The sequence below is a fragment of the Moorena sp. SIO3A2 genome, assembly GCF_010672265.1.
Lineage (GTDB): Bacteria > Cyanobacteriota > Cyanobacteriia > Cyanobacteriales > Coleofasciculaceae > Moorena > Moorena producens.
Genome location: NZ_JAAHHC010000027.1, coordinates 69,464 through 86,132 on the forward strand (window position 1 = coordinate 69,464; position 16,669 = coordinate 86,132).

Consider the following 16,669-nt stretch of genomic DNA (forward strand, 5'->3'; position numbering starts at 1 on the left):
TTAGGGTTAGGGTGGGCAAATTTTTATGTTCTATAATACTCAAAATCCCCCAACTATTTTTCCCTATCCTACAAGCTAGAGGATTTTTTGCCCACCCTACAAGTAAAAAAAATCCTAATTCAAGTAGGGTGGGCAAAGTTTTCTGATCTATAATACTCAAAATCCCCCTACGGTTTTTGCCCACCCTACAAGCTGAATCTTACTGACTATATAAGGATTTAAGGATTTTTGGCCGTGCTGCATCTTAAAGTAGGGTGGGCAAATTTTTCTGATCTATAATACTCAAAATCCCCCTACGGTTTTTGCCCACCCTACAAGCTACTAGATGTTGCTTACGACTATCACGTTCCTGTTCAAAAGACGTAAATTTATCTGGTTTAGCAATAGCCCTAAGGAGTTTAGTTGAAACTGGTTTAATTGAGACCATCAGAGATCACTAGAGACCATTTATTAAGTAAAATTATAAAATAAAATTATAAAATAAAATTATAAAATAAAATTATAAAATAAAAACCAAGAAGATAAGCGATAATTGGGACAACAGTAGAACAACTGGCCGATCGGTTCAAGTTTCTATTGCCCATTGTCCATTTTAAAGTACTATAATATACTGCTATGCTAAGAGCTGGAATTGTTGGACTGCCCAATGTAGGCAAATCAACCTTATTTAATGCCCTAGTTGCCAATGCCAAGGCAGATGCTGCGAATTTCCCTTTTTGTACCATTGAGCCGAATGTCGGTGTAGTTGCTGTCCCAGATCAGCGGTTGCAGGTTCTGGCCAAGATTTCTGAATCTGAGAAAATTGTGCCAACTCGGATTGAGTTTGTGGATATTGCTGGTTTAGTCAAGGGAGCCAGTAAAGGGGAAGGCTTGGGTAACCAGTTTTTAGCCAATATCCGAGAAGTCGATGCCATTGTCCATGTGGTGCGCTGCTTTGATGATGATGACATCATCCATGTTTCCGGCTCCGTTGACCCAGGGCGGGATATTGAAGTAATTAATTTAGAATTAGCCTTAGCGGATTTAGGGCAAGTAGAACGCCGGATTGAGCGCACCCGGAAGCAAGCTCGTAGTAACAAAGATGCCAAGATGGAACTTGATGTCTTGGAAACCTTGAGCGCTGGGTTGAATGAAGGCAAATTAGCGCGCCAGATTAGTTTAACAGAAGAAGAAGCCGAGTCAGTCAAGCAATTGGGGTTACTGACTAGTAAGCCAGTCATCTATGCCGCTAATGTGTCTGAAGATGACTTAGCCACTGGTAATGACTGGGTCGAGCAAGTGCGGCAAATTGCTGCTACCGAAGATGCTCAAGTGGTAGTGGTTTCTGCTCAAGTAGAGTCAGAACTAATTGAGTTACCTGAGGAAGAGCGAGAGGATTTTCTTCAGTCCCTTGGTGTGGAAGAAGGGGGATTAAAATCCTTGATTGGTGCTACCTACGAATTGTTGGGCTTACGTACCTTTCTCACTACTGGTCCCCAAGAAACCCGGGCCTGGACTATTACTGCTGGTATGAAAGCCCCCCAAGCGGCTGGGGTAATTCACACGGATTTTGAGCGAGGCTTTATTCGGGCGGAAACCATTGCTTATGGGGATTTGGTAGCGTCTGGGGCGATGACGGCTGCTAAGGAAAAAGGGTTAGTTCGCTCAGAAGGTAAAGATTATGTTGTGCAAGAGGGAGATGTGATGCTTTTCCGCTTTAATGTTTAAGTAGTGGTGCTCTAGGGGGTTATACCCATGGATATTGTTAGTCTTTTAATTGCATGTTTTGTTACTGCCATCAGTTTGTTGATCATTTCCAAACTCCCAACTGGTGTCGAGATTGATAGCTTTGGTAAAGCATTGGTTTCAGCAGTGGTGTTTGGTATTCTCAATGGCCTATTGAAAACAATCCTGGATATTTTAGCTCTTCCTCTGACTATCTTGACTCTTGGGGTTTTTGCTGTTGTGGTCAACACCATTGTTTTTGGCTTAGCCGCAGCTTTGGTAACGGGATTTCGGCTGCGCTGGGGATTTTGGAGCGCTTTGATTGGCTCAATTGCCCTTGGTTTAGTGAATTCCTTGATCTATAAGGTGCTCGGAACCTTGGCTTGATTGTTGGTCACTAACTGGTAAACACACAGGTAAAAGACAGGTAAACACACAGCTTAAGCTGTCAGCTCTCAGCCGTCAGCTAATCAACGGGAGATAGTAAACAAGCATCTGGGTTACTGGTAGGACTGCTTGAAAATCCCTGCTCGTTTTACTCATCTGACCCCGTGCAGCGATCGCGCCTGCTATCAGCTCTCAGCTTTTGAATAAAAAAGCTGAGAGCTGACGGCTGAGAGCTGACGGCTGACCGCTGAGAGCTGACGGCACCTCAAGTAGCGCATATGCTTACCAAAATACTATCTCCTAAAGCATAATTCCGAAACTATATGAATTCAATCGCACCAGCGGTCTACATCATCGGTGCTGGACCAGGCGCTCCAGACTTATTAACTGTCAAAGCCTTAAAAATCCTCCAAAAGGCAGATGTTATTATCGTGGCAGATTCTCTAGTGCCCAAACAGATGTTAGAGAGTGTTCGGGCTGATGCCGAAATTATTCGCTCTGGCAACAAAACCCTAGAAGAGATTGTGCCACTGATGATTGAACGGGTGCGATCGCATAAATCTGTGGTCAGGCTACACTCAGGAGATTTGACTCTATATAGTGCTATCCACGAGCAAATGCAAGCTCTCTCAGAAGCCTCTATTCCCTTTGAAGTTATCCCAGGCATCAGCGCCTTTCAAGCAGCAGCCGCACAACTTGGTGTTGAGCTAACTATACCGGGATTAGTACAAACGATTATCCTGACCCGGATCAGTGGTCGTGCTTCTGCGGTCCCAGACTCAGAGGAATTAGCATCCCTAGCTGCCCATCAAGCTAGTTTGTGCCTCTATCTGAGTGCTCGTCATGTAGAAGCGGCTCAAGCCAAACTCCTAAAACACTATTCTGCTGATACACCAGTAGCGGTTTGCTTCCGCATTGGCTGGCCAGATGAAAAAATCTGGCTAGTGGACCTTGAGAAAATGGCAGCAACTACTCAAGAGCACAATCTAATTCGGACAACCCTTTACTTAATCAGTCCGGCACTAAAGACGGCTTTAAACCGTGATGGCCTTAAAACCCGTTCCCGTCTCTATCATCCCGAACACTCTCACCTCTTTCGTCCTCACCCTTCTATTGTATAAGATATATGATATAACATTAATTTTTGTGTGAAAGTGTGAAGGAACTTAATTGCCCAACACTTAATTGCCCAAAGTGTAAAGGAAAATTAGAGCCAGTTACCTGCCATGGCATTGAAGTAGACCGCTGTGTCAACTGCAAAGGCATTTGGTTTGATTCCCTGGAGGCCGAAATACTCAAAAAGATTAAAGGTTCTGAGAGTCTAGATATTGGAGACCCGGAAATTGGCTCTGAGCTGAATAAGATCAATGATGATATTTGCTGTCCCCGCTGTGGAGCCAAAATGATCCGGATGCTTGATATTGATGAGTACAGCGTCTGGTACGAAAAATGCTTCCAATGCCACGGGGTTTGGCTAGATGCTGGGGAATTCAGGCAGTATAAGCATAATTTTCAGCCCAGAGGTGTTCTATATCGAGTTAAGCGCATGTTTAGAGCCCAAAAGGACATCCCCAATCCTGTCTTTTAAAAGGGAAAATTCTGTAAACTAATTGGGATTGACCGTTCGCCCAGCGTCGGGCTTTGCCCGAAAGGTCACGCTACGCGAACGCTAAGAAAATAGGGAGAAAGACTCGTGCTAGACGAACAAGCGAAAAAGACCATGCTGCGCAAAATTCCCCATGGTCTATATATCTGTGGGGTCAGGGATGGTGAAGAAACAATCAATGGCTTCACGGTCAGCTGGGTAATGCAGTCTTCCTTCAAACCACCACTAATCGTTAACTGTGTTAAACAAGACTCTGGATCCCACGCCATTATTAAGAAAACAGGAGTATATGCCCTTAGCTTCCTCGATAGTGGGCAAAAAGATATGGCAGCCAAATTTTTTAAACCCCAAAGTCGCGTTGGTAATAAGTTTGCTGATGTAGAATTTTACTTCGGAGAAGTAACTGGTTGTCCGATTATTTCTGACTCCCTCGGTTATGTAGAATGCCAGGTCAGAGGAACTGTGGAAGAAGGCGATCACACCGTCTTTGTTGCTGAAGTCGTTGGTGCTGGCATTCATCGGGAAGGAGATCAGTTGTTGCTGGAAAACACTGGTTGGCAGTATGGCGGTTAGAGCTATCAGCTATCAGCTATCAGTTATCAGCTATCAGTTATTAGCTATCAGTTATCAGTTATTAGTTCTCAGCTATCAGAGGTTGTCTGATAAGTCTCATTTGCTACATCCAAGCCCCCTAAATCCCCCAATTTTGGGGGACTTTTAGAAGCAAATTGACTCTTGTCCCCCCCAAGCGAGCAATCCCTCGCTTGGGGGGCTAGGGGGGCAAAATTAAGTATCAAAAAACTTTTCAGATATCCTCTCAGCTATCAGCTTTGGGTTAGTTGCCAACGACTGACGGCTGACGGCTGACGGCTGACCACTGACCGCTGACCACTGACCACTGACTGCTGACTACTGACCACTGACCGCTGACCGCTTAACATTTCAACTGTTCAAAAGCTCAACTAGGGTGTGATATCAAAACTATGCCACTAATTAAAGTTCAAACTTCCATTGATGCTCCAGAATCAGCAGCTGTTGAAGGGTTGCTGAAAATCCTGTCAGGAAAACTAGCCGAGCATGTGGGTAAACCTGAAGCTTATGTGATGACAGCGTTTGAGCCTGGTGTTGCTATGACGTTTGCTGGTAGCTTTGACCCAGTTTGCTATGTGGAAATTAAAAATATTGGCACCATGAAGCCCACTCAAACTAAGGCCATGAGTCAGGATTTTTGCAAGACGATTAATGAGACCTTGGGTGTAGCACTTAACCGAATTTATATTGAATTTGCTGATGCCCAGAGACATATGTGGGGTTGGAATGGCTCAACGTTTGATTGACCTTAGACCTGGCTCAGCTCACTTTAAAGTCAGAAATCGTCTCAATCCATACCCGTGCTCCACAGTGTAGGGGATTATCCGGGCGATACATGACCCGACAAGGGCCATTGACTTCTACGGTATGACCGTAAGTGTTATTAGTGCCTCGTTTGACAGTAATCACTGGATTCCTTTCGCCGGTGTTGTGATTTTGGCGAATCACTTTCTGGTTAACGTGGATCACAGCCTTCGTGTAATTTGTACGCTTTGACCAATTCCGCTTTGGTCCACGAGTGCCAGGAGTGACCACGGGCATGCCATCAAATAAGGGAATCACCCAAGTTCTACCGACTTTATAAGCACCTTTAACTCTGCCCTTGCTCAACAGGAAACGGACGCGAGTGGCAGAGATACCTAGTAATTCAGCGGCTTGTGCGGTAGAAATCATCATGGCGAAAAACCATTGTGTTTACGATATTGTTTATATTAACACGATTTTTTAAAAGATGCAATGGGTGGAAAGTGTGGAGATAGTGGTGGTTGAAAAAAACTGTTGCATTTACACTATGGGAGGTATAAGTGGTTAACGTGGATAATTGGAAAAACTATTGCATTTGCACTAGGGGTGATATAGGTGATGTGGGTGTTTAAAAAAAAACTATTGCACTATCACAAGTCTTTGGGTGGTGCGTTACGGGGCGGCTTCAGGCGCGTAGAGGAGAACATGAAAGCAAGCCCGCCCCTAACGCACCCTACGCAACAATTGCCCAATTCCCGATTCCCGATTCCCGTTCCCCTCCTGGGAGGGGTTAGGGGTGGGTTCCGATTCCCGATTCCCTGTTCCCTCAATGATCAAAATAAAAAAATTCGGTCAAGTTCTGGTTAATTCCAATGCTTGACCGAATTATTTATTGTAATTGTCAACAACCCTAGAGTCCTTGACTATTTGTCCTCTATTTCGTTAGCAAATTGTCACAATCAACAACCTACTAACCTATTCCTCGTACTAATCACAGACACTTGAGACTTTGTCCTTTATCCTTGGTTTTTCCTTGTCGCCAGGGATTGGCATCCCTGGCAAGTTGCTATCTTAATCTACCGACAGATATCGAATCAATATACTGATTACTTCACCTGGATTTTCGGTAGGTTGAGGAGTGCTCCACTCATCAACTTGTGCGTAGCCAAGGCTATAAAGGCTGTAAATTGTCATCCGCACAGTTTTGGGAGAACCGATCAATATATGTTTGATTTGCTTCCGTCCTGGCCGGGATTCGCCAGAGGATTCAGGCGGATTAGGATTGTTAGGATTATCATCGGAATTCGGGATAAAGTCTTGATTGTCCATGATTAGTTTTAGGTGTTTTGTACGAGGACATTTTTATCTTATAAAATATTTTTTATGTTGTCAAGTAATTTTCAGATTTTTTTTGAAAATAATTTTGGCACGGAGGGGGTATTTATGAAAAAGTTTAGATTACTTTTTTTGTTTTTTTGCTTGATTTGGTAGTAGCGATCGCGTTTTTTTTTAGAGGTTGTCTGAGAAGTCTCATTTGCTACATTAAAGCCCCCTAAATCCCCCAATTTTGGGGGACTTTTACCAACAAATTGATTCTTGTTCCCCCCAGAATTGGGGGCTAGGGGGGCAAAATTCAATATCAAAAAACTTTTCAGATATCCTCTTAGAGCGTTTTGCTAGGGTATATTTGAAAGCGATCGCATAAGCGCGGAAGCTGAGGCCTTTGGGCCACGCTTTGCGAACGCTTCATCCCTTAGCGTGACATGCAGGTCAATCGCGTAGTTGCTCAATGGTTCCATGGCTTTCTATAGCATTTTATATCTCGATCCCCCCCAGCCCCCCGTGATCATTGGGGGGAGTCCGGAAAGTCCTGTTTATCAAAGGTTTAATTCCGGAAAGTCCCCCTTGTTAAGGGGGATTTAGGGGGATCAAAACCCAGGAATTATGGGTTAGATTGAGGGAATGCGATCGCCTAGCGTGACATGCAGGTCAATCGCTTAGTTGCTCAATGGTTCCATGGCTTTCTATAGCATTTTATATCTCGATCCCCCCCAGCCCCCCGTGATCATTGGGGGGAGTAATTAAAGTCCTGTTTATCAAAGGTTTAACTCCGGAAAGTCCCCCTTGTTAAGGGGGATTTAGGGGGATCAAAACCCAGGAATTATGGGTTAGATTGAGGGAATGCGATCGCCTAGCGTGACATGCAGGTCAATCGCGTAGTTGCTCAATGGTTCCATGGCTTTCTATAGCATTTTATATCTCGATCCCCCCCAGCCCCCCGTGATCATTGGGGGGAGTAATTAAAGTCCTGTTTATCAAAGGTTTAATTCCGGAAAGTCCCCCTTGTTAAGGGGGATTTAGGGGGATCAAAACCCAGGAATTATGGGTTAGATTGAGGGCATGCGATCGCATAAGCGCGGAAGCTGAGGCCTTTGGGCCACGCTTTGCGAACGCTTCATCCCTTAGCTGCTCAGAGCATCGCGTTTTTTGTCGGGATGATAACTTAGGTAAGTTTAGGGTTGATAATGGTAAAAAAATACACAGTTTTTCACCTATTCCCTGTTCCCTGTTACCTGTTACCTACTTCCTAAAAACCATAATAAAATCCCTCACCCAATTTAAATTTGATATACTATAATAAATAATATCTAAACTAAATCATTGTTTGAGGTAGTCGTGGCGTTGGACTTACTGAGCGAAATATATAGTTCCTTTGAACCTTTTCAGCCTCCACCAAAAAAGGCTTATGTTGACTGTCAAGATGTTCGTGGAGGTTGGGAGGTTACTCGAGAGTTAGGACGGAAAATAACGCGCTCTAAGCAGCCAACATGCCAGCTCTACTCTGGGCACAGAGGAGTAGGTAAATCTACTGAACTTTTACGGCTAAAAGAGTATTTAGAACAAGCCAAGTATTTTGTGGTTTACTTTGCTGCAGATGACGAAGATATTGAACCCCAAGATGCTGATTATGCAGATATTCTTTTTGCTTGCACTCGCCACTTGGTGGAAGCAATTAAGCTTGAACATCATAATCCATTACTAAATTGGATGAAAGATCGTTGGGCATCCTTACAGGATATTGCCCTGACCGAGGTAGCGTTTGATGGGTTAAGTTTAGAGGGGCAAATCTCCCAGTTTGCCAAGATTACTACTAACCTTCGAGCAACACCAGATAAACGGCGTGAACTCCGCAAAAAAATCAACGCCAATACGCCATCTTTAGTCGAAGCTCTCAACGACTTTATCCAGGAAGCTCAAAAGTCCTTGTCTGCTAAGAGTCGAGGAATTGTATTGATTGTTGACAACCTTGATCGCATGGCAGAAACCCAAGAAATAGGGAAACCAAGTAACTATGATGAAATTTATCTCAATCGCAGTGAAATGTTACGAAGATTGGCTTGTCATGTAATTTATACTGTGCCAATAGCCATGGTGTACTCAGGACGGGGAACTCAGCTCGAAAATAATTACGATAAACCTGATGTCTTGCCAATGATCATGATCCGCAATCCAGACGGAACAGAAAATAAACTAGGGCTAGACAAAATGAGGGAATTGATCTATTGTCGAATTGCCCTGATCGAACCCAACTTGCTTCAAACCCTAGAGGGGAAAGTAGATGGGCTAGATTTTCCGCCGGTATTTGATAACGGTGAGACCTTAAAGAATCTTTGTCTAATGAGTGGTGGACATGTCCGAAACTTGATGCAATTAATCCAGAAAGCGATTGACTGGACAGATGAACTACCGATTACTAAAAGAGCGGCAAAGCGAGCGATTGAAGAAACACGAGAGACCTATCAGAAGACTGTACAGGAGACTGAATGGGAAATTTTAGCACGAGCATGTCATCTCAAGCAGGCATATAATGATGTTGATCACTTACGTCTGTTGTTGAGTCGCTGCCTCTTGGAATACCGCTATTATGATGAAAACGATAACCTACAGATTTGGTGTAACGTTCATCCACTAATCGAAGGGATTCCAAGATTTCAAGATGTACTTGCCAAGGTGAGAGCTTTATGAGTCTTGCTAACTCATCTAACGATACTCCTCCCTCTCGGGAAGAGATTTACCAAGCCTTTTTGCGATCGCTGAAGCGACGGAGGGGATTTGGGATTGTGTTCATGCAATGTCCTCCAGCAGAGGCTAAGCGGATCATTGGGCGAGTGCATCAGGATTTACCCCAGAAGCAAATAGCAACCTTAACATTAACCGAGCCCATTGATAATCTTTATGATCGTGTTAAAAATATTCTAGACCGCGATCAATTGAGTATTCTCTTCATTCAAGGTCTCGAAAAATCTTTAGAAGCTTATATCAAGCCAGGATATCGGGGAGACGGGGATTACTACAATCTTGATACTGTTCCTACCATCTTGAGCCACTTAAACCAACGGCGAGAGCTATTTCGAGATAATTTTCCAACTCTTTGCTTCGTTTTTGTTTTGCCAGCATTTGCTATTAAATACTTTATTCGCCGTGCTCCGGATTTCTTTGATTGGGGCGCAGGTGTTTTTAATTTTTCTGTTGATATAGGAGCTAACGATTTCTCTGATAATGTAATCCAACCAGGGCAAAACAATATCAATATTGGTAGTGGTAGACCTGTTGGCGAAGAGATTGACTATTTTCAACAGGCTTTACAAAGGCAACGAGAAATCGGCGATCGCGTAGCGTGGCCTACGGCCAATCGCAAGGGTGAGGCAGATTGTTTAAGTAGCTTGGGTAATGCTTATCGATCCTTAGGCCAATATCGAGAAGCGATTAACTATCTTCAACAGGGTTTACAAATTCAACATGAGATTGGTGACCGCTACGGAGAATTAGCTTCTTTAAGTAGTTTGGGTGGAGCCTTATATTGCCTCAAGCAGTATGAGCGCTCCATAGCTTCTTATGATAAAGCAATCCAGATTTACCAAGAATTGGGACTTGATCAAGCAACTTTATTGAGTCAGATGCTGATTAATCGAGGTAATGCTTTAAAGAGCATAGGGCGGTTAGAGGAATCAATTAAGAACTACAATCAAGCCCTGGCAATTGAACCAAATTCAGATCAAGCGTTGGTTCAGTGTGGGGATGCTCTAAATCAGTTGGGACTATGAATTGCTATTACAATTAAACTCATTAAACCTAAGCACATCTTAATTATGGACCCCCTCTCACTTTTGACTAGTATAGAAATATCAAAAATAGCGACATCTTTGTTAGGTACTGCTGCGGCAGTAGTGGGTAAGCATATAGTTCAATCTCTGACAAAAAGCGATGTCGAAAAAGCCATCAAAGCTGGAGTAGAAGCAGTTGATCAATGGGACAAACAACTCGATACTCAACAGCGCTTATTTTTTCATGCTCCCCCGGATGGCTGGAATGGAGTTAAGAAGTTTTTGGGCAACTATTTTACTAATCCAGCGGTTTTGAAGGAATTAACCAAACCCTTACTTAATCAAGAAAAGCCAGATTGTTATTTTTTAGTCAGGCTATTTCAAAAGCAAGCTGAAACCAATAACATTAAACTAAATCAACAAGCTAGTCTCCAGCATTGGATAGAGACCTTTGTTAAGGGTTATTTTGAGCATACTGCTACTTATCTAAAGTTTCAGGTAGCTAAACAGGATTATTGTAAACAGTTAGCTAACTGGTTTGATGATGTTACATTTGCTGGCATGGCTGTGGCTGGGCAAGATGTAGAAAAATCGGAGAAATTAGCCCAGATTTTTGTAATGCCAGATGTGGAGGAGGAGGTGGCAACTGCTAGGGATTTGGAATTGGAGCGGTTAGCAGAGCAAAGTGGTGAAAAACCAGAAAGGGCGCTGTTGGAAAAGACAACTCCGAGGAAATTTTTGGCTGATCAGTTGTTGAGTCAAAATCAGTCAAGACGAGTAGTGATATTAGGTGCGCCAGGCTCTGGTAAAACCACCTTGATGAGTTATTTTGCGGTAATGTTAGCTCAGAGCAAAGCTGAGGTTTTGGGATTAGATGGTGATACTGACTGGCTACCGATTTTAATTAGGATACGAGACTTGGCCAGACATCCAGATAAAAGCCTGATCGACTATGCCCGGATGTTTGCTGAAAAAACCATGGCCGTCAACACCATACCAGTGGGATTTTTTGACCATTGGTTGTCTGATGGTAGAGCATTGATATTGCTGGATGGTTTGGATGAAGTAGCAGAAGACGCTAAACGGTATGATGTGGTCAGGCGCATCCATAGTTTTTTAGGACAGTTTAACAGAAATCCGGCGATTATTACATCTCGCCCCGCTGGTTATCGACGGGACTTTTTCCGCACTGAAGACTTTCCCCACTATCAAATTGAACCCTTTGATGACGAGAAAATTTCAGACTTTATTGATAACTGGTATAGTAGTAGGTTTAAAGACAAAGCAGAAGCGGAAAGGCGCAAGGATACTTTACGAAAGGCTCTCGATGATAATGACCGGATTAAGCTATTGGCACGGAATCCGTTATTGTTGACAATTATTGCCTTGATTCATCGGTATCAAGCGGTATTGCCCAAGGAGCGCCATAAGCTTTATGACAAGGCAGTGGAAACGTTGTTAACGTCTTGGGATGCCAATAAAGAGTTAAGTAGTGATAAGTGGTTAACCTATTTGGGTTTGGATGATTTACCCCGGTTGATGGAATCCCTGGCTTATTGGATTCACACTCAGGGAAATATTGAAGATAACGACAGTGGCACGCTTCTTGATGCAGTCGCTCATGGGGGAAACCCCCAAGACCGCGCTGCATCGCTGATAGACCGGGATGATTTGATTGATCAGTTGAAGCAGCAGATTAAAACCATGAAGGAGGTGAAGCTTCATCAGGCTGAGCAAGAGGCGAAACGATTTGTAGAATTGATTCGCGATCGCACTGGTTTGTTGAATGAGCAGGGGCAAGATTGTTATGCTTTTGTCCATAAGACCTTTCAGGAATATTTGTGTGCTGAAGATATTGACTATGAAGCGGATAATGACGGGGATTTTGATATTGTTTTGAATCATATTCGGGAGCATTTGCATGACTCCCACTGGCGCGAAGTGTTACTATTGCTGATAGCACAACAAAAACCGAAGAAAGCGGCGAAAGCGATTAAGATAGTTTTGAATAATAAGAGTGACTATGAGCAGTGGTTGCATCGGGATTTGTTGTTTGCTGGTAATTGTTTAGCAGAAGACCCAAAGAATTTGCGGGGTGCTGCTCGTGAGTTAGTGCAACAGATTTTAGAGCGGTTGGTTGAGTTGGAGGTGAGTGGTGACGAGCGGGTTGGTTATAATATTCGCAAGCAGGTTTATCAAATAATTTGCAGTTTTTATGAAACGGATTTTCAGGCACCGGTATTGGAATTGTTGAAAAACCAATCTGATTTAATTGATCAGGAACGATTGCTGAACTATCGAGCTGAATTCGGGGAAAAAGATCAGGTAATTGAAATATGGCTAGAACGACTGAAAGATAATGACTCTGATGTGCGTAGTAGTGCAGCCGATGCCTTGGTTAAATTAGGCAACAGCTCAGACACCGTAGTCAAGGCTCTACTAACACTGCTTGAGGATAATGACTCTGATGTGCGTAGAAGGGCAGCCTATGCCTTGGGTAAATTGGGCAACAGCTCAGACACCGTAGTCAAGGAAAACATAGTCAAGGCTCTACTAGCACTGCTTGAGGATAATGACTCTGATGTGCGTAGTAGTGCAGCTAGAGCCTTGGGTGAATTGGGCAACAGCTCAGACACCGTAGTCAACGGCCTACTAGCACTGCTTGAGCAGCATAACTCTGATGTGCGTAGTAGTGCAGCCGATGCTTTGGTTCAATTGGGTAACAGCTCAGAAAACATAGTCAACGGCCTACTAGCACTGCTTGAGGATAATGACTCTGATGTGCGTAGTAGTGCAGCTAGAGCCTTGGGTGAATTGGGCAACAGCTCAGACACCGTAGTCAACCGCCTACTAGCACTGCTTCAGGATAATGAATCTTTTGTGCGTATGATGGCAGCCCATGCCTTGGTTCAATTGGGCAACAGCTCAGACACCGTAGTCAACGCCCTAATAGCACTGCTTCAGGATAATGAATCTTTTGTGCGTATGATGGCAGCCCATGCCTTGGTTCAATTGGGCAACAGCTCAGACACCTTAGTCAACACCCTACTAGCACTGCTTGAGGATAATTACTATTTTGTGCGTAGTAGTGCAGCCGATGCCTTGGGTAAATTGGGCAACAGCTCAGAAACCCTAGTCAACACCCTACTAGCACTGCTTCAGGATAATGACTATTTTGTGCGTAGTAGTGCAGCCGATGCCTTGGGTAAATTGGGCAACAGCTCAGACACCTTAGTCAACACCCTACTAGCACTGCTTGAGGATAATGACTATTTTGTGCGTTGGAGGGCAGCCTCAGCCTTGGTTGAATTGGGCAACAGCTCAGAAACCGTAGTCAAGGAAAACATAGTCAAGGGTCTAATAGCACTGCTTCAGGATAATGAATCTTATGTGCGTAGTAGTGCAGCCTCAGCCTTGGTTGAATTGGGCAACAGCTCAGAAACCGTAGTCAAGGGTCTAATAGCACTCCTTGAGGATAAGGACTTTCTTGTGCATATAATGGCAACCGATGCCTTGGTTCAATTGGGCAAAAAATCCGTTATCCCCACTTTAACCGAATGGATTGAACAACACCAGGATTCAGACTATGTGGGCAGAGGTATTGATGTGCTGTGGAAGGTTGTATATAGGGAATAGGGAGCAGAGAGGTGGGGTATGGGGTGTGGGGTGTGGGGTGTGGGGTGTGAAGCTGACCTAGTAAACTAGAAACTCGATTGGGTTTTGCGATCGCCTTTGGCGCGGCTGAGGCCTTTGGCCACGCTGCGCGAACGCCGATCGCATTCCAAATCCCATGTCAACGAGAAATAGAGCGACTATTACAATAGTTCCGGTAGCCTCTAATATAATCGTTAACCACATCAATCGCTTCAGGGCGCATGTTTCGTTGACGGGGAAACTCCTTTAAGACCGAAAAAACATTCTGGTATACCGCACACCAATTACCAATCCCTGCCCGTAATGACTGTTGTGCCCGAACCAGGCTACGGATGAAAGCAATAGAGAAATCTTCAGGATCCTTCACAACTGCTGCATCTAATAATAATAGAGCATTAGCTCGCTGAACTTGTCCCAGACTACTGCTTGATCTAGAGCGATTGGCTACGGCAACAGCACTCTCCAAAGTTGGGTCATCCATCGCTAGTAAATAGCCTAGCGCTAGGGCTTCTGCTGCCGTTAACATCTCAAGGGTAATCGCTGATGGCTGCTGACTACGGCTGCGAGCAATATACTCAAGATACTGATTAGCCCTCTGGCTCGGCTCAACAGAAAACCCAAGTTGGTTGATAATCGCTGCTCGCACATCATGGGTAATATTGGGGTTGCTTAGGTTTTGGAAAACCTTATCATCAAGTCCATAAACCGAGGCATATGTAATCATATCAACATCTTTATATGCCTTAGCAAAAGGAGTACTAGTTAAGGGACTATCCGCCAAGGCTACTGGAGCAGCTGTAATTATACAACCTACCACAATAGGTGTCAGTAATAGTGTAATTTTCATTATAGCACTTTTTAACTTTGTGAGCTTGTAGGGTGGGCAAAGTAATATTATTATAAATTAGATTACTTTGCCCACCCTACTTGGGTTTTAGTTTGTAGCTTGTAGGGTGGGCAAAAACCGTTTAGTTCTTTTGATTCTTCTAGATTAGATTACTTTGCCCACCCTACTCATCTACTCATCGGTCTTGTAGGGTGGGCAAAAACCGTTGAATTATTTGGATTATTATAAATTAGATTACTTTGCCCACCCTACTTGGGTTTTAGTTTGTAGCTTGTAGGGTGGGCAAAAACCGTTGAATTATTTGGATTATTATAAATAATATTACTTTGCCCACCCTACTTGGGTTTTAGTCTTGTAGGGTGGGCAAAAACCGTTGAATTATTTGGATTATTATAAATAATATTACTTTGCCCACCCTACTTGGGTTTTAGTTTGTAGCTTGTAGGGTGGGCAAAAACCGTTTAGTTCTTTTGATTCTTCTAGATTAGATTACTTTGCCCACCCTACTCATCTACTCATCGGTCTTGTAGGGTGGGCAAAAACCGTTGAATTATTTGGATTATTATAAATAATATTACTTTGCCCACCCTACTTGGGTTTTAGTTTGTAGATCGTAGGGTGGGCAAAAACCGTTGAATTATTTGGATTATTATAAATAATATTACTTTGCCCACCCTACTCATCTACTCATCGGTTTTGTAGGGTGGGCAAAAACCGTTGAATTATTTGGATTATTATAAATTAGATTACTTTGCCCACCCTACTTGGGTTTTAGTTTGTAGATCGTAGGGTGGGCAAAAACCGTTGAATTATTTGGATTATTATAAATAATATTACTTTGCCCACCCTACTTGGGTTTTAGTCTTGTAGGGTGGGCAAAAACCGTTGAATTATTTGGATTATTATAAATTAGATTACTTTGCCCACCCTACTTGGGTTTTAGTCTTGTAGGGTGGGCAAAAACCGTTGAATTATTTGGATTATTATAAATTAGATTACTTTGCCCACCCTACTTGGGTTTTAGTCTTGTAGGGTGGGCAAAAACCGTTGAATTATTTGGATTATTATAAATTAGATTACTTTGCCCACCCTACTCATCTACTCATCGGTCTTGTAGGGTGGGCAAAAACCGTTGAATTATTTGGATTATTATAAATTATATGTAAGCATTCAGCAGTCAGCGGTCAGCCGTCAGCTTGTTTTATTCAAAAGCTCTTTGGTGTAGCGTGCGCTATGGGCATAAACTCTTTCGGTAGCGTGGCGACAGGCTATCAGCTGATAGCTGATAGCTGATAGCTGATAGCTGATAGCTGATAGCTGATAGCTGATAGCTTACAATTATATTACTTTGCCCACCTTACTTTAATTCTTCCAAATTCCCAATAGTCAAAGTTCTTTCATCATCCGCCATCTCTGCTCTGAAGTCCATATCGATTTGAGTTGGATAACCTAAAGTCGGGTCGTAGGTAACATCAAGCTTATAATAATCCTGATCAATAGCCTTTTGGACAACATCGAAAAGCTTCGAGACGGAATCATAGGTATTAAAAAATTTCCGATTAACTGGTTTGCCGCTATCAGCAGCAACAATGGAAGTCGTTTCACCATTACGGATTTCTACAACTACTGGCTGAGTGACCTCACCAATACAATAGCAACTTACCTGTAATCTATACCGGTAGTTATCTAGCTTTTGAGTTTCCCAACGTTCCTGGTTTTGTTCCAATAGCTGCTCAGGGGAAGGATCACTAGCACAAGCGGAAAGTGGCAGAATCATCACTAGTAATCCTAGCCAACAATAGCGATAGAGTCTGGAGTGTAGCGTCATACTGTTCGAGTCAACAAGTAGAGCGACCAATGATAATTCGGGATAGTTGACGAATTCCCTAGTGATTTTGTTGCCATTCTCCGTAGGAGGGCAGTAGTTGTGTAGGGTGCGTTAGGGACGGGCTCGCATTCATTTTCCGCCTCGTGGTCAGCGTTGGAACAGCCCGTCCCGTAACGCACCACCGGGTCAAACAGCTTTTAGAA

General features: G+C 43.4%; 14 protein-coding genes. 10 read left to right on the forward strand and 4 right to left on the reverse strand.

The features are described from left to right. Nucleotides 1-615: 615 nt before the first annotated feature. The 6 genes from ychF (at nt 616) to F6K64_RS25285 (ending at nt 5,034) form a co-directional block, all read left to right on the forward strand. Nucleotides 616-1,707, forward strand: a complete 1,092-nt coding sequence (ychF, locus tag F6K64_RS25260) for a redox-regulated ATPase YchF (protein ID WP_287266678.1) — start codon at nt 616-618, stop codon at nt 1,705-1,707. 27 nt (nt 1,708-1,734) lie between these two features. Then, entirely contained in the window at nt 1,735-2,091 is a 357-nt protein-coding gene (locus F6K64_RS25265; protein ID WP_287266680.1) for a phage holin family protein, read from the forward strand. 323 nt (nt 2,092-2,414) lie between these two features. Beyond that, nucleotides 2,415-3,212: a precorrin-4 C(11)-methyltransferase gene (cobM, locus tag F6K64_RS25270; RefSeq protein WP_287266681.1), complete on the forward strand. Its 798-nt coding sequence runs from the start codon at nt 2,415-2,417 to the stop codon at nt 3,210-3,212. Nucleotides 3,213-3,247: 35 nt separating this feature from the next. Continuing rightward, on the forward strand, nt 3,248-3,679 hold the full coding sequence (locus F6K64_RS25275) for a TFIIB-type zinc ribbon-containing protein (RefSeq protein ID WP_008188027.1): 432 nt from the start codon (nt 3,248-3,250) through the stop codon (nt 3,677-3,679). Between the two features lie 105 nt (nt 3,680-3,784). Further along, nucleotides 3,785-4,270: a flavin reductase family protein gene (locus F6K64_RS25280; protein WP_287266683.1), complete on the forward strand. Its 486-nt coding sequence runs from the start codon at nt 3,785-3,787 to the stop codon at nt 4,268-4,270. Nucleotides 4,271-4,680: 410 nt separating this feature from the next. After that, entirely contained in the window at nt 4,681-5,034 is a 354-nt protein-coding gene (locus F6K64_RS25285) for a phenylpyruvate tautomerase MIF-related protein (protein ID WP_008188031.1), read from the forward strand. Between the two features lie 13 nt (nt 5,035-5,047). Here the strand turns inward: F6K64_RS25285 and F6K64_RS25290 are convergent, their stop codons facing one another. Then, a complete protein-coding gene (locus tag F6K64_RS25290) occupies nt 5,048-5,464 on the reverse strand; it encodes a helix-turn-helix domain-containing protein (protein ID WP_008188032.1) in 417 nt (138 codons plus the stop codon). Between the two features lie 183 nt (nt 5,465-5,647). Between F6K64_RS25290 and F6K64_RS25295 the strand changes: the two genes are divergently transcribed. Further along, nucleotides 5,648-5,899, forward strand: coding sequence for a hypothetical protein (locus F6K64_RS25295; RefSeq protein ID WP_287266685.1), 252 nt, complete (start codon nt 5,648-5,650; stop codon nt 5,897-5,899). 204 nt (nt 5,900-6,103) lie between these two features. Here F6K64_RS25295 and F6K64_RS25300 read toward each other — a convergent pair whose 3' ends face one another. Further along, entirely contained in the window at nt 6,104-6,361 is a 258-nt protein-coding gene (locus F6K64_RS25300) for a hypothetical protein (RefSeq protein WP_008183892.1), read from the reverse strand. A gap of 1,332 nt (nt 6,362-7,693) precedes the next feature. On the opposite strand from F6K64_RS25300, the gene F6K64_RS25305 reads away from it, so the two are divergent. From F6K64_RS25305 to F6K64_RS25315, 3 genes are all read left to right on the forward strand, one after another. After that, complete coding sequence (locus tag F6K64_RS25305) at nt 7,694-9,058, forward strand: ATP-binding protein (RefSeq protein ID WP_287266686.1); 1,365 nt, start codon at nt 7,694-7,696, stop codon at nt 9,056-9,058. Further along, complete coding sequence (locus F6K64_RS25310; RefSeq protein ID WP_287266688.1) at nt 9,055-10,137, forward strand: tetratricopeptide repeat protein; 1,083 nt, start codon at nt 9,055-9,057, stop codon at nt 10,135-10,137. The genes F6K64_RS25305 and F6K64_RS25310 overlap by 4 nt, the downstream gene beginning before the upstream one ends. 63 nt (nt 10,138-10,200) lie before the next feature. Continuing rightward, complete coding sequence (locus F6K64_RS25315; protein ID WP_287266689.1) at nt 10,201-13,773, forward strand: HEAT repeat domain-containing protein; 3,573 nt, start codon at nt 10,201-10,203, stop codon at nt 13,771-13,773. A gap of 157 nt (nt 13,774-13,930) precedes the next feature. Here F6K64_RS25315 and F6K64_RS25320 read toward each other — a convergent pair whose 3' ends face one another. Then, entirely contained in the window at nt 13,931-14,638 is a 708-nt protein-coding gene (locus tag F6K64_RS25320) for a hypothetical protein (RefSeq protein ID WP_287266691.1), read from the reverse strand. A gap of 1,357 nt (nt 14,639-15,995) precedes the next feature. Further along, the gene (locus F6K64_RS25325; protein WP_287251864.1) at nt 15,996-16,415 is read right to left on the reverse strand and encodes a DUF6174 domain-containing protein; all 420 of its coding nucleotides are present in this window, start codon (nt 16,413-16,415) and stop codon (nt 15,996-15,998) included. Nucleotides 16,416-16,669 lie beyond the last annotated feature (254 nt).